General features: G+C 70.5%; 11 protein-coding genes. 6 read left to right on the top strand and 5 right to left on the bottom strand.

What is annotated here, in order from left to right; genetic code table 11:
• The first annotated feature begins 3 nt into the window (after positions 1-3).
• Both ACG83_RS31085 and ACG83_RS31080 read left to right on the top strand, forming a co-directional pair.
• Complete coding sequence (locus ACG83_RS31085) at positions 4-1218, top strand: cytochrome P450 (RefSeq protein WP_054569820.1); 1215 nt, start codon at positions 4-6, stop codon at positions 1216-1218.
• A gap of 43 nt (positions 1219-1261) precedes the next feature.
• On the top strand, positions 1262-2578 hold the full coding sequence (locus ACG83_RS31080; RefSeq protein WP_054569819.1) for an ABC transporter substrate-binding protein: 1317 nt from the start codon (positions 1262-1264) through the stop codon (positions 2576-2578).
• Here the strand turns inward: ACG83_RS31080 and ACG83_RS31075 are convergent.
• Entirely contained in the window at positions 2542-3852 is a 1311-nt protein-coding gene (locus ACG83_RS31075) for a TetR/AcrR family transcriptional regulator (protein ID WP_054569992.1), read from the bottom strand. The genes ACG83_RS31080 and ACG83_RS31075 overlap by 37 nt on opposite strands.
• 405 nt (positions 3853-4257) lie before the next feature.
• Between ACG83_RS31075 and ACG83_RS31070 the strand changes: the two genes are divergently transcribed.
• The 3 genes from ACG83_RS31070 to ACG83_RS31060 all read left to right on the top strand — a co-directional run bounded on the left by ACG83_RS31070 (position 4258) and on the right by ACG83_RS31060 (position 7722).
• Positions 4258-5451, top strand: a complete 1194-nt coding sequence (locus ACG83_RS31070) for a cytochrome P450 (protein WP_054569818.1) — start codon at positions 4258-4260, stop codon at positions 5449-5451.
• Between the two features lie 49 nt (positions 5452-5500).
• A complete protein-coding gene (locus ACG83_RS31065; protein WP_054569817.1) occupies positions 5501-6793 on the top strand; it encodes an amidohydrolase family protein in 1293 nt (430 codons plus the stop codon).
• Positions 6794-6912: 119 nt separating this feature from the next.
• The gene (locus ACG83_RS31060; RefSeq protein ID WP_054569816.1) at positions 6913-7722 is read left to right on the top strand and encodes a spirocyclase AveC family protein; all 810 of its coding nucleotides are present in this window, start codon (positions 6913-6915) and stop codon (positions 7720-7722) included.
• Between the two features lie 67 nt (positions 7723-7789).
• On the opposite strand, the gene yaaA is transcribed toward ACG83_RS31060, so the two are convergent.
• Positions 7790-8689: a peroxide stress protein YaaA gene (gene yaaA / locus ACG83_RS31055; RefSeq protein WP_054569815.1), complete on the bottom strand. Its 900-nt coding sequence runs from the start codon at positions 8687-8689 to the stop codon at positions 7790-7792.
• Positions 8690-8762: 73 nt separating this feature from the next.
• The gene (locus tag ACG83_RS31050) at positions 8763-9386 is read right to left on the bottom strand and encodes a TetR/AcrR family transcriptional regulator (protein ID WP_063793262.1); all 624 of its coding nucleotides are present in this window, start codon (positions 9384-9386) and stop codon (positions 8763-8765) included.
• A gap of 79 nt (positions 9387-9465) precedes the next feature.
• Between ACG83_RS31050 and ACG83_RS31045 the strand changes: the two genes are divergently transcribed.
• Positions 9466-10200 (top strand): SDR family oxidoreductase, encoded by a 735-nt coding sequence (locus ACG83_RS31045; RefSeq protein ID WP_054569814.1) that lies wholly within the window; start codon positions 9466-9468, stop codon positions 10198-10200.
• 45 nt (positions 10201-10245) lie between these two features.
• Here ACG83_RS31045 and ACG83_RS31040 read toward each other — a convergent pair whose 3' ends face one another.
• Positions 10246-10800 carry a YdeI/OmpD-associated family protein gene (locus ACG83_RS31040; protein ID WP_198955578.1) on the bottom strand — a complete coding sequence of 185 codons (555 nt, stop codon included), beginning with the start codon at positions 10798-10800 and terminating at the stop codon, positions 10246-10248.
• 175 nt (positions 10801-10975) lie between these two features.
• Entirely contained in the window at positions 10976-14380 is a 3405-nt protein-coding gene (locus ACG83_RS31035) for a CHAT domain-containing protein (RefSeq protein ID WP_054569812.1), read from the bottom strand.
• Between the last annotated feature and the right edge of the window lie 29 nt (positions 14381-14409).

The raw sequence follows: 14409 nt of genomic DNA, 5'->3' as shown, positions 1-14409 counted from the left end.
CGAATGCAGCTCTACGACGACCTCGAGGACTTCGGGAGCTTCGACGACACCGTCGCCGGTGACGTCCGGGACCCCTACCCCGAGCTCGCGCGGATGCGCCGCGACGAGCCGGTCCAGCGGCTCGACCTTTCCGACATGCCGCACGACGAGAACAAGCCCGTCTTCTTCGTCTACCGATACGACGACGTGGCCCGCGTGCTGCGGGACAACGAGACGTTCTCCTCGTCCATCATCCTCGACTTCTTCGGGGACGCCCTGGGAAAGGACGTCATGCTCGGGATGGACGAGCCGGCGCACCGCCGCCACCGTGCGCTGGTCGCCGGCGCGTTCACGCAGAAGGCGATGGCCCGCCGGGAGCACGACCTCGTCGGGCGGATCGCGAGTGAGCTCGTCGACCAGTTCGCCGCCGACGGCCGGGCCGACCTCGTCCGGCAGTTCACCTTCCCGTTCCCGACCAAGATCATAGCGAGCCTGTTGGGTCTGCCCGCCGAGGACTACCCGCGGTTCCAACGCTGGTCGATCGCGCTGCTGAGCATCCTGACCAACCGGGAACGGGGCCTGGCCGCCGCGGCGGCCCTCAGGCAGTACTTCGCCGAGATCCTCGCCGCCCGGCGGGCCGAGCCCCGCGACGACCTCATCAGCGACCTCGCCGCCGCCGAGCTCGACGGCGGGCGGCTCACCGACGACGAGATCTTCTCGTTCCTGCGCCTGCTGCTGCCCGCCGGAGTCGAGACCACCTACCGGTCCACCGGCAGCATGCTGTTCGGTCTTCTGTCGCACCCCGACCAGCTCGACGCCGTGCGCGCCGACCGTTCGCTGATCCCGCAGGCGATCGAGGAGGCGGTCCGCTGGGAGCCGCCACTGCTGTCGATCACCAGGGTCGCGGCCCGCGACACCGAGCTGTCCGGCGTTCCCATCCCCGCCGGCTCCGCGGTCATGCCGATGCTCGGCGCGGCCAACCGGGAGGCCGAGCGCAACCCCGACCCCGACCGCTTCGACATCCACCGGCAGGGAAGGCAGCACATCTCGTTCGGCCACGGCGTCCACATCTGCCTGGGCATGCACCTTGCCAGGCTCGAGATGCGGGTCGCGCTCGAGACGCTGCTCGACCGGCTCCCAGGGCTGCGCCTCGACCCCGACGGCGACGACCCGCACATCCACGGGCAGGTCTTCCGCTCGCCCACGAGCCTGCCCGTCCTGTTCGACGTGCCCGCGTAGCCGCCGCACCAGGCGGCGCGCCCCGAACCGACTGGAGAAACCGATGCGGCTCTTACGGATCCCGACCCGTCGGTCCGCACGCCCACGAGGGCGGCGGCCGGCCAGACCACAGCTGGCCACCGCGGCCGCGATGACCGCGGCTCTGCTTGCCGCTGCGGGCTGTGGCGGCGGTGGCGGTGGTGGCGACGAGCGCCCGGCCGGCGTGCCCACCGACGGCAGCACGTCCCAGGCACTCGGCCCTCGGGCGGCCGCGACCGGCGCCCCCATCCGGATCGGCGTGGTCACCGAGGGCAAGGGCGCCTTCAGTGACCTCTCCATCCAGGGCCGGGTGGCCGAAGCGACCGTCAGGTACCTCAACGAACATCGCTCCGGCCTCTCCGGACGTCCGATCGAGCTGGTGCAGTGCACCACCCAGACCGACCCCGCGAAAGGCACCGACTGCGGCAACCGAATGATCGAAGAGGGCGTGACCGCCGTCCTCATCGGCACGACCGGCGTCGTCGAGAGCATCTGGCAGCCGATCGTCGCGGCGAAGATCCCGGTCATGCTCTACGGCTCGAGCGACGTGGCCCTCCTCCACGACAGCGCGTCGACCTTCATCCTGAGCAGCCCGAACTTCCCCCTCGTCGAGCTGCCCCTGCAGATCGCCAGGCAGGAACACGCCAACCGGATCACGTCGATCGTCATCGATGTCCCGGCGGCTGTCTCCGCCCTTACCGACGTCGCGGTGCCGACCCTGCGAAAGGCCGGAGTCGAGAACACACTTGTCGCCGTGCCACCCGGAACCGCCGACATGACACCGCAGGCGCAGAGCGTCGCGTCCCGTCACCCCGGCGTCGTCTTCATCGCGGGCAACGACTCGTTCTGCATCAGCGCCCTCAACGGCCTGAAAGCCGTCGGCTACACCGGGAAGATCACCGCCGTCTCGGAATGCGTCACCGACGCAACCCTGAAGGCCGTGCCCGGCGCCACCCTGAAAGGCGTCGCGATCAGCAGCTACTCACCGATCGGCACGGACAACCCGTCGACCCGCCGCTACGACGCCGTGGTGGACACCTACGGCAAGGACATCGACCCCAGCGTCGCGGACGGTCTGGTCATGTTCACCGTGCTCGCCGGCTTCCAGGCGGCCGTCGGGCACATCGCGGGTGACATCACCCCGCAGTCCGTGCTCGCCGCCATCAGGAACATGCCCGAGCAGGAACTCCCCGGCGCCGGCGGGCTGAAGTTCCGCTGCAACGGCAAGGCCGTCCCGGACACGCCAGCCGTCTGCACCCGCGGCGGCCTCGTCACCACCCTCGACGGAGCCGGCAGGCCAACCACCTACGAGGTCGTCGGCAACACACCCGTCGCCGACTGAGCTGGTTCGAGGGCCGGTCGTTCGAGGACGGCCGGCCTGGCAACGCCGCGCAGGACAGTGTCGCGGGCAAGCTCGAGCGCACCGCGCGGCCCGACGGCGCTGACGATGTCGTCCGGTGTGAACAGCAGCTCGAACAGCGACCGGGCCCGCACGTCTGCCGACGAGCCGGTGAGCCGCAGGTCGCCGTCCCTCCCACCGTCGGCCAGCAGTTTCTTGACCTGCCGCAGCTGGGACGGGAACGACCAGGTCAGGTCCGGGCTGCTCGGCGGTGACTGGCGCAGTGCGCCGAACTGGATCCGGAACTCCTCACCGTACCGTTCCATGATCTTCGCGTTGAGCCACAGCAGCGCGTCGAGCCGCTCCACCGCACCTGCGGGCGCGGCGAGCACGGCCCGCCAGCCGGTGTTGAGCGCTTCGACGTAGGAGATCATGATCGACGCGAGCAGCTGATCCTTGGAGTCGGCGACGCGGTAGACGCCGGCGACGCTGACGCCGGCGGCGGCCGCGATGTCGCGAATGGTCGTCGCCTCGTATCCGCGCCGGCCGAACTCCGCCCTCGCGGCCGCCCGGATCAGCGCGGGACGGCCGGCCTCGGCCAACTCGTCCGCCTCGGGCCAGCTCGCGATCTGCTCCTGTGCGGCGGCGAACGCGGCCGACCGGTCCAACGCCGCGCCGTCGACCGGCCCGGCGGCGACGCCCTCGAGCAGGATCCGGCAGCGCAGGGCGGGCAGCCGGTCCGCGCCCGGCAGCCGGTGCGACACACCGATACCTACATGGATCATGCTCTCGCACATCCGGTCGGCGAGCAGCGCCAGATCGATGCCCGGTCGCAGCCAGCCGCTGTCCCGACCGGCCTCCAGCAGCTCCAGCAGCACGGCGCGCACGACGGACGGCGTCCGTGCCGAGACCTGGACGAGCTCGTCGCTGGCTCCCACCGGCGGTTCGTAGTACGAGAGCAGCACGGCCGCCCGGTGCTGCACCGCACAACCGGCGATCGCCTCACCGAAGGCCACCACCAGCTCGGCCGGCGGCCGGCCGTCCGGCCGTCGCAGTTCCTCGACGGCGGCCTGTGCGACCCCGTCCAGCGCGGCGTGGTAGCGCCGGATCAGCTCGGCGACGATGGCGTCCTTGGAGTCGAAATGGTGGTACAGGCTGCCGGCGAGGATTCCCGCCGCGTCGGCGATGTCCTTCAGCGTCGCGCGAATCCCCGCGGTGGCGAACAGCCGCGCGGCAGCATCGAGGATCTCACCCCGGCGCGCACCATCCCTCGACACGGCCTCCCCCTTCGACACCTCCCGGTACCGGCGACGCTACCGAAAGACGCTCGGGCCGCTGTCATGCACGGCGCTCGGGCCCGCCCACGCAGGTCCACCGGGAACCCGCCGCACGTGGCGCGATCACTTTACAGCCCAGTTGGAAGCCGGTACTTTCCATCGTGAACAAATATTAGGTTGCACATACCAGGTTGAAGGTGGCGGCGGTGTTGGTCGTCTGCCGGCTGCGCCCGGATACCGAGGATCAGTTCCGCTTCTCGGTCACGCCGAGCCTCCTTGCCCGACGTCGCCGGATCTCGTCGCGAGCAGGCCGGTCGCCTTCGCGCGTGTACGCCGCTGGCCGATCCGGGCTCCGACCTCACCGCCCGTGCTCTTCGATTCCGTGTCCGCATCGGAGGCAGCCACATGACCAGTACCGCCCCGGTCCAGTGGGACCCGTACGACTCCAGCCTCGCCGCCGACCCGTACCCGACGTACCGACGTCTGCGGGATGAGGCGCCCCTTTATCACAACGAGGAGCATGACTTCTATGCGCTGAGCCGATACGCCGACTGCGAGCGCGGGCTGCCCGACTGGGAGACCTACCGGTCCGGGCGCGGCATGGTCCTGGAGATCATCAGGGCGGGCATCGACATCCCGCCGGGCACGCTGATCATGGAGGACCCGCCGGTCCACACCATTCACCGCCGCCTGCTGGTCAGGGTGTTCACCCCGCGGCGGATCAGCATGTTGGAGCCCAGGGTGCGGGAGTTCTGCGCGGGCGCCCTCGACCCCTACCGAGGCCGCGACCGGTTCGACCTGATGGAGGCGCTGGGCGGCGAGCTGCCCATGCGGGTGATCGGGATGCTGCTCGGGATCCCGGAGGCCGAGCAGGCGTCCGTCCGCGACCACGTCGACAGCTCGATGCGGATCCAGGACGGCAGCGGCATCAACGTGGCCGATGCCGCGGTCCTCAGCGGGGAGATCTACGGCGACTACATCGACTGGCGGCGGGACAACCCGTCCAACGACCTCATGACGGACCTGCTGTACACCGAGTTCGACGACGAGAACGGTGTGCGGCGCACGCTGAGCAGGGACGAGGTGCTCGGCTACGTCAACATCCTCTCCGGGGCCGGCAACGAGACCACCGGCCGGCTGGTCGGCTGGATCGGATCCACTCTGGCGGCACACCCCGATCAGCGGCAGGAAATCGTCGATGACCCCTCCCTGATCCCGAACGCGGTCGAGGAGGTGCTCCGGTACGAACCGCCGAGCATGGCCATCTCCCGGTACGTGACCAGGGACGCCGTATGGCATGGCGCCACGGTGCCGGCCGGCTCCGCGCTTGTCTTCCTGGTCGGGAGCGCGAACCGGGACGACCGCCGCTTCCCGCGCGGTGACGTCTTCGACATCCATCGCGAGGTCGGGCAGCACCTGACCCTCGGGCTCGGCGCGCACTACTGCCTCGGCGCCGCGCTGGCCCGGCTGCAGGGCCGGGTCGCCCTGGCGGAGCTTCTCGCCCGATTCCCGCGCTGGGACGTCGACTGGGAGAACGCGACGATGGCGCAGACCTCGACCGTCCGCGGCTGGGAGAAGCTCCCGGTCGTGATCCCGTGATCAGCCCGCCACCGCCGTCGTCAGGCCTTCGATCGGCAGGGAGCTGACCATGGACATCAACGACCTGATTCTCGTCTCCGTCGACGACCACGTCGTGGAGCCCCCCGACATGTTCGCCGGCCGCCTTCCCGCCCGGTACGCAGACCAGGCACCCAAGGTCATCACCAGGGACGACGGAACCGACGCCTGGGTCTTCGAAGGCCAGGAGGCGACGAACGTCGGCCTGAACGCCGTCGCCGGCCGTCCCCCGGACGAATACGGCGCGGAGCCGACCCGTTTCAGCGAGATCCGGCCGGGGTGCTTCGACATCCATGAACGCGTCCGCGACATGAACGCGGGCGGCCTCGCGGCGTCGATGAACTTCCCGTCCTATCCACAGTTCTGCGGCCAGTACTTCGCGCGGGCGAGCGACAAGGACCTCGCGCTGGCCGTCCTGCGGGCCTACAACGACTGGCACATCGACGAGTGGTGTGGAACGTACCCGGGGCGGATGATCCCGCTGGCGCTGCCGCCGATCTGGGATCCCGTGCTGATGGCGCAGGAGGTCCGGCGCGTCGCCGCGAAGGGCTGCCACGCCGTGACCTTCTCGGAGAACCCGGAGAAGCTCGGGTACCCGTCGCTGCACAGCGACCACTGGGATCCCTTCTGGCAGGCCTGCTCAGAGCAGAACACCGTCGTCTGCCTGCATATCGGCTCGTCCTCCCAGGTCGTCATCACCTCCCTCGACGCACCCGTCGACACGATGATCACGCTGCAGCCGATGAGTATCGTGCAGGCCGCCGCCGACCTGATCTGGTCACCGTTCCTCCGGCGGTTCCCCGACCTCACCCTGGCCCTCAGCGAAGGGGGCATCGGATGGATTCCGTACTTCCTCGAACGAGTCGACCGCGTCTACAAACAGCACCGTGCCTGGACCCACCAGGACTTCGGTGACATGCTTCCCAGCGAGCTGTTCCTCCAGCGCATCGTCACCTGCTTCATCGAGGACGAGTTCGGCGTCGCCAGCCGCGAAAAGCTGAACATCGACATGGTCACCTGGGAGTGCGACTATCCGCACTCGGACTCGTCCTGGCCGCTCGCGCCCGAATCCCTCGGCCGTTACCTCGGCGGGGTGCCCGACCGCGACATCGCGAAGATCACGCACGAGAACGCACTGCGGCTATTCTCCTTCGATCTCTTCTCGCATCTTCCCGAGGAGCAGGCCACCGTCGGCGTGCTGCGCGCGCGGGCCGTCGACGTCGACCTCGGCTACCGGTCGTCGGAGCGCCTCAGGAAGGTCGGCACGGCCCCGGTCAGCGTGCTCGACCTGGCCCGGCAGTTACCCACCTCCGGGGGGAGCTGAGGATCCATGGGCGCGCTCATCATGCTCGGAACGCTGTTCGCTCTCATCGCGCTCATCTTCTTTCTGGTGCTGCGTCTCGACCCCGAGATGCGGGGCTCGCCGGAATCCGAGGGCGAAAGGTGAGCGACGAACTGACGCCCGCGCTGGTTCTCGGCCAGGTGTTCGCCTATGCCGGCGGACTGTCGTTTCTCGTGATCGGCGTCGTTCTCACCGTTCGCCGACGGCGCCTCCATCCACTGCTGCTGTTGTGCATCTCGGCGATCTCCTTCTCGTGGATCGAGGCACCGTACGACTGGGCGATGTACGCGCAGTTCGCGCCCGGCCTGCCACGGATGCCCTCCTGGTGGCCGCTGAACCTGACGTGGGGCGGGCTGCCGGTGTCGGTGCCCCTGGGGTATGTCGAATACTTCGTGCTGCCTGCGCTCACGGGTGTCGCGCTCGAGCGGCGGCTCCGCGCGAGGTTCGGGTGGCGCCGGCCGATCGGTCTGCTGACCGTCGGGCTCGTCGTCGGCTACGTCTGGGCGCTTGCCTTCAACGGTGTCTTCGGCGTCCGCGCGGGAGTGTTTTACTACGGCCGTGTCATCCCGGGCCTCGCGATGTTCGAGGGCACCAGGCACCAGTACCCGCTGTACGACGCTCTCGCGATGGGCGTGCAGATGATGGTCTTCACCTACCTCCTCGGGCGGACCGACGTGGCAGGCCGCACGGTCATCGACACGTGGGCCGAGGGCAGGACGAAGACGCGTGCCCGCGCGATCGCGTTGTCCGTGGTCTCCGTGGTCGTCCTCGGCAACCTGCTGTACGGCGCCGTGTTCGCGCCACACCTCGTCACCAAGCTGAACGGCGATGTGACCGTGGGACCGACAGGCGAACTGTTCCCCGGCGTACCCAACCAACCCCTGCACGGCGGAGCGGGCGGCGGGCGATGACATCGGACACCACCTCGACGTCCGGTCCGCCGAGCCGGGCCGAGGGCCGGTCCGCGGGGCCGGCAGGTCAGGCGGTCGGGTTCCAGCGGGTGATGACGTCGAGGGTCGGTGCGGTCGCGGTGCCGCGTGGCTCGGCTACGAGGCCGGCGGACTCGGCCACCTCGGCCACGTCGTCGATGGTCTTCACCACGCGGCCGGCGGCTTCGGCGAGCAGCAGAGCGCGGGTCAGCAGGCCCTTGGTCTGCTTCGCCTGGTAGCTGAGCGGGCGGCGGGCCCAGCGCCCGTCGACGAGTTTCTCGGTCAGGGCACGCACCGGCAGGGCGCTGGCACGGATCGGTCCGGAAAGGGATGGCACGGTCGCGTAGTCCGACGAACGGAGGTCCACGACGAGGTGCTCGCCGACAGCGCTGACAGCGCCCACGGCGCTAGCGCCGACAGCGCCGACGGCGCGGACGGGCTCCGGGGCGCAGGTGAGCAGGTCGGGCAGGGCTGACGCGAGCCGGGCGCGCCAGAAGGTCGCGAGCACGGTCGGCGCGGCACGGCCATCGAGGCCGGGAACCGCCGCCGCCATGCCGACCCGGTGGTCGGGTACCGGCTCGGTCGCGCCGAGGAGGCCGAACGCCCCGTTGGACACGAACAGCGCCTGGCTGGCCACAGCTCGTGCGGCGGGGGGCAGCGTCGCCGGAGCCAGCGCCTCGTAGAGGACGCCCACGAATCGGTCGAGCGCCGGCATCGTCGGTGCGTCCGGCATCGAGATGTTGGCGGCCAGGTCGGCCTGCGCGCGCGAGGCCGGCAGCCGCAGCGCGGCGATCGCCGCGCTCGGGTCGGACCTGCAGAACACGGCGACCGCCCGCGCTACCTCGGCGCGGGCCACCGCGAGCGGGCCGTCGCCGAATCCGGCCGCCCGCAGCGACGGCCCGTCGCCGCCCTCGGCCTTCGCCTCGCTCGGCGGCAGCAGGATCCGCACCTGTCCGACCTCATCTCACCATCTCGACATCCCGGCGTTCTGTGCTGCCAGGCTACGGTGACCGTGGGGCCGATCAGCCCGGCGGGAGCGGCGGGAGCGGTGGGCGCGCGGCCGGCTGCCGGCTGATCGCGGTGATCGCGGTGGCTGTTTCGTCGGCCCACCGGTGGTCGAGCTGTCCGATGCCGAAGATCAGTCGGTACCACAGCGAACCGTAGACGAAGTCGACCAGCGACGTCGTGTGCTCGTCGGGGATCTCGCCGCGGGCGACGGCCCGGTCGAGCAGCGTCCCGAGCGCGGCGCGCCTGGTGTGGAGGAAACGGTCTCGGACGCCGTCGGCGACCGCCTGGTCGGTGGCTGCCGCCGCGGCGACCGCGCGCAGGAGGAGGGCGGTGGTGCCGTCGAGCGCGTCGATCGTGGACCTCAGGAAGGCGCGCAGGTCGCCCGCCACGCTGCCGCTGTCGGGGAGCGGGATGCTCACCTGCCCGTGTTCGACCATCGCGGCCAGGATCACCTCGATCTTGGACGGCCACCAGCGGTAGAGCGTCTCCTTGCTGACGCCGGCCCGCCTCGCGATGGCCTCCATGGACAGACCGGCCGGCCCCGCCTCGGCTGCCAGCGCCAACGTCGCTTCGAGCACCGCGGCGCGGGCGCGCTCGCTGCGTGGTCGTCCGGGCCGGCGGGCGGGCTGCTCGTTCATCTCCGCAGCATAACCGAACGGTCCGTTCGGTATTGGTGCTAGGGTTTGCGAACGGGTCGTTCGGAAATGGAGGTTCGCGATGTCCGCGAGCAGCAGCAGGACGCAGGATCGTCACATCGCCGTCCTCGGCGGCAGCGCCGGGATCGGGTTCGCCACGGCCCGGCTTCTGGCCGACCGGGGCGCGGCCGTCACCATCGGCGGCCGCAACCGCGGCCGGCTGGAGGCGGCCGTCAAGGAGCTGGGCGGATCGGCCCGGGGAATTGAGGTGGACGCCGAGGATGTCGACGCGCTGCGGCGCTTCTTCAGCGAGGCGGGACCGATCAGCGATCTGGTCGTCACCGTCACCCGGCGAGGCGGGGCCGGTCCCGCGGCCGAGCTCGCCGACACCGACCTGGCCGGAGCATTTCTCGGCAAGTCCGTCGCTCATCTGCGGGCGGTGGCCCTGGCGATGCCGACCCTTGCCGCGGACGGGTCGATCACGCTGGTCACCGCGGGGTCGGCTCAGGCGGCGCTGCCGGGGACCGCGGGGCTGGCCGCGGTCAACGGCGCACTGGAAGCCGCAGTGCCGCCACTCGCCGTCGAGCTCGCTCCCCGGCGGGTGAACGCGGTGTCCCCGGGCGTCATCGAGACCGGCTGGTGGGACGAACTGCCAGCGGATGCCCGCCGCGCCGCGCTGGACGAGTTCGCCGGTCGGGCACCGGTCCGGCGTAACGGCCGGCCCGAGGAGGTCGCGGCGGCGATCGTCGCGGTCCTGGAGAACGGATTCATCACCGGCGTGGTCCTGCCCTGCGACGGCGGGCTGCGGCTCGCCTGATCCGAGTAGCTCCTCAGGAGAGCGGGCGGGCCAAGGGTCCCGACGTCAGGGTGTCTCGCCGCGTTCGAGCATCCCGACGAGCTTCGTGATCCGCTGCTGCCGGCTCGACGGGCTCGGCGCCGTCAGTACACGATGCAGGACCGAGTAACGGTCGCGGCCGCTCAGGCCCGCGAACGCCGTCGAGGCGGTCACCGAGGCGGCCAGCGCGGTCGCCAGATCGTCCGGGACCTGCGCGTTCGCCGACCCCGCGTAGGCCCGTTCCCAGCGTCCGTCCGCCTTCGCACGCTCGATCTCGGCCTGCCCTCGGGGACGTATCCGGCCCTCCTCGACCAGGCGGGCGACGAGGCCGATGTTCCGCTCGGACCACAGCGAGGCCCGGCGGCGGGGCGTGAACCGCTGCTGGAAGGTGGTGGCGTCCCGGCTCCTGCGCTGCCCGTCGATCCAGCCACTGCACAGCGCTTCCAGCAGCGCATGGTCGTAGCCCAACGACGTCGGAGAGGTGGTTCCCTTCTTCGCCAGCACCAGCCATACCCCGGAGGAGACCGTCTCGTTCACGTCCAGCCAGGCTCGCCACGCCCGGGCATCGGCCACGACCAGCATCTCCAGCTCCACATCCCTCACCGTATTCCGGAGACCACTGGCCCGGCGCCGTCCGTGTCCACGCCACCGTCAACAGCGGCCCATCCACCGTGGTGCGGATGCGGATGGTGACGGCCGCGGTCAACTTCTGGCGCATCGCGTGAACGAGCGCTGAGCATGCGGACGGGTCTGGTTGTCAGGCCAGTCCGTAGAGCTCGAAGGCTGCCACCGTATTCAGAAAGACGGGGGTGGCGGCCGGGCCGGCGGTGTCGTTCTGGGAGCCGTTCTGGAAGGCGTCCAGAAAATGGTGTCTCGCGATGTTCACCGCCCGGGCTCGCAGACTTCCGCGCTCACGATCCTCCGCCTGCACGCTGAGGGCCAGATAGGTGGCCACGACCTCGTGGGTGAATGCGATGGCCTGGTCGGCCAGTACGGGCCAGCGGCAGGCGAGTACTGATCGGGCCCGGTTCAGCGCGAGCAGCGCGCACATTCCGGTCACGTCCGCGTCGCCGGCCTGTCGGAGCCGCCCCATCGAGCAGCTCGGCAACAGCAGGAAGTTGACGGAGCGCAGGTCACAGCCGACGCCGCGCCACGGCCCGTCGTGCAGCTCGATACCCCAGCGGGCGCCGCCGGACCCGGGCGGGTGGTCCTCGTCCAGAAAGCCGTGGCCGCACACGGTCACGGTCTGGAAGCCCGGACCCGACTCCAGCGCCGCCCGGAGGTTGCCCAGACCGCCCGGAGGTATCTCGGCGGCATTCAGGCTGGTGAGCTGATGGTCCGGTGACTGCCGGGCCAGCCACCGATGACCGTAGTGCAGCAACCGGGCAATCTGGCCCGACTGGTCATGGTCGCCGAAATGGGACAGTGCCAACACCCGGCGTGCGTCCGTGGCGAACCGTCGTTCAGCCCGGGACTGCATGATGGTGACGAGCACGGAGAGCGATATCCGGGTCGAGCGGACCAGCGAGTACAGCGGGGTTCCCCCCTCGAACGGGTAATGCGCGACCGGTACCTGCTGGAGTGCGTCCTCCAGCTGGAACACCAGGTCGGTGTCGCGATCGAGGTGGTTCGACAGCGCACCGAGCGGCCAGATCTCCGCCATCTCGGCCAGGTAGCCGCGGGTCATCTCGTCGACCTCGTCCAGCAGATCGCCGTGGCCGGCCGCTCGACGCTGATGGCGTTGCGCCGCGGCCAGGAGCCGGCCGAGTTCGAGCCGGGCGAGGCGCACCGACGATTCCCGCTTTTCCTGGTCCGCCACGCCGGAGTTCGGCGGGAGGGCCAGCATTTCGCCGAGCCGGTCGCCGAGGTGACCATGCGACGCGATTGACGAGCGCCCGGATCCGAGCGCGGCGAGCTGCCTGGCGATGCTCTCGAGCCACTCCCCGGATCCCCACCCGATGTCGATGACCTCGTCGAGCGCGGCGGTGACGGCGGTCAGGGTCTCGATGAGGACGGCGGCCAGCCTGTCGCCCTGAGACTCGGCGCGGACGCTGGGATACGTGCGGGCGTCGGCCGCAGGCTCCTCAGCTCCCGTGACGGTGGCCATCTGAAGGCCGAGGTCGTGCCGGAGCGACGCCCAGCGGGCACGTAGCTGGTCAGCGGGTTCACCGACGCCGGCCGCGACCACCAGCACCCGCCCGTCATCGCCGACCCGCAGCGCCGCCCAGATCAGCGCGCCGTCGTTCGGCCGGAAACCGGCCCGGACCAGCATCGTGCCTGGACCGAGGGCCTCGGCGAGAAGCTCTTCGGTCACGCCCTGGCGCACGAGCTCCTCGGCCTCGCCCAGCCAGGCCTCCTTGGCCTGGTCGGCGGCCCAGTCGGTGGCTGGGTCGGCCGCCCGGTGCGCTCGGTCGGCGGCGCCCGACGCCGCGTTGTCGACTCCGGTGATCGGGGCGGTGGGCGGGGCCGAGTGGAACTCGTCCTCCTCGCCGAGCAGCCGTAGGAGACCTTCGGGGCTGGCCTGGAGAAACTGAGGCGGCCCCAGGTTGATCGGCTCGTCGTCGGGATACGGCCAGCCGTCCTGCGGTGCGGTGCCGGGCGTGACCGCTTCGACCCTCGTGAGGAGGAACTCCTCGAACAGCGCGCGTTGGCCGAGTTCGGCGTCCCACAGCTGCGCGGACAGGACACGGGCCGGGTCGGGGCGGGCGGCGGCGCTCGGCGTCGTCCAGGAGTAGCCGACCGACCTGATCTGGCCCCGCAGCCCTTCCAGATACCCGATGAACTCCCGCCGGTCGGCCAGCTTGAGATCGCCGAACAGCAGGCTCCGGCGCAGGTAGGCCACCGCCTGCCCGGACAGCTGCCAGGCGAAGTCCGGCTCGCTCGCTGATCGCAGCTCGAGCCAGAGCCTGACGAGCCCGATCACATGGGTGACGCCGGGATCACCGTCGTCCGGCACCTGCCACAGGTTCTGATATCCCCGCAGGTACCAGTCGGTGATCAGGCCCGCCTGCTCGGCGTAGCCGAGACTGTTCAGCTGGAAGGTGAGCGAGACGAGGTAGGCCGCCGCTGTGTCCCCCTGGGCCCGGCGCAACCGCTGTGTCAACCGCGGGCCGAACTGCTCGCTGGTGCTCAGGTCGGCCAGTCTCAGGCCGGTGTCCGCCTCGATGACCGCCAGCACGTCGTCCGGCCGCTCGGTCTCGACCAGCAGGTCGGTCCAGACCCGCCAGAGCGTCGGGCCCAGATCCGGGTAGTTCGCGTCGCAGAAGGCCCGCCACTTGCGGCCAAGCTCGTCCGGGTCGCGGTAGTCGGCGGCGTCGGCGCCGACATACCACTCGACCAGCGCGAGAGCCTTCGCCGCCTGATCGGCTTCGCTGAGCAGCATCGTCAGCGACAGCAGCAGGAAGGTCGGCGCCTCGCGGGTGGTCAGGGAGTGCAGCAGCGGGTCGAGCCGGGCTCCCAGGCGCCGCGGAGACTGGTAGTCGTCCGGCTTCAGGCCGAGCCGGGCTTCGAGGATCGCGGCACCGTCGGCCCCTGCTCCCAGGCTGTCCAGATACGGAACCAGCATGGTGAGGTAGGCCGCGACCGCGTCGGGCGAAAGCCCGGCCAGCCGCTGCTCGAGCCTGATGTCGAGGTGGTGCGGGAGGGCCGGTCCGCTCCGGTCCGGTCCGAGGGGGTCGACGGCGAGGGGGTCGAGGGCGAGGGGGTCGAAAGCGAGGTCGGCTCGGATCAGCGCGACGGCCTCCGAATCCCGGCCCAGAACGCCCAGGCTGCCGGCCAGACCGAGGACGATGAGCATCTCGACCTCAGCCGGGAGCTCACTGCAGCGCCGGCGGAGCTTCTGCCGTAACGCATCGGTATCCGCGTAGTCGCCCGGAACGACGTCCAGGAATATCTCGAACACGTGCAGGCCGTCGAGATTCCTGCGGACCATCCCGAGTGCACCGGCCAGCATCAGGACGTAGCTCGCAGCCAGCAGGTTCGGCAGGCCATCGAGGTAGGACCGGAGCTTCGTGCCGAGCCGGTCCGGCGTCACAAAATCGTCCCTGGTCAGGCCGACAGCGGACGCGGCCAGGTCCAGCACTCTGTCGGGGTTGCCGGCTCGCACCAGGCGCCGGGCCCGCAACAGTGCCACGACCGCGGAAACCTGGCGAACGACGCTCATGGGATTCGCCTCCCGGACGACGGGTCAGG

This window comes from Frankia sp. R43 (assembly GCF_001306465.1).
Taxonomy (GTDB): Bacteria; Actinomycetota; Actinomycetes; order Frankiales; family Frankiaceae; genus Parafrankia; species Parafrankia irregularis.
The sequence above is the reverse complement of the archived record's forward strand: the minus strand, read 5'-3'. Positions and strand labels throughout refer to the sequence as shown.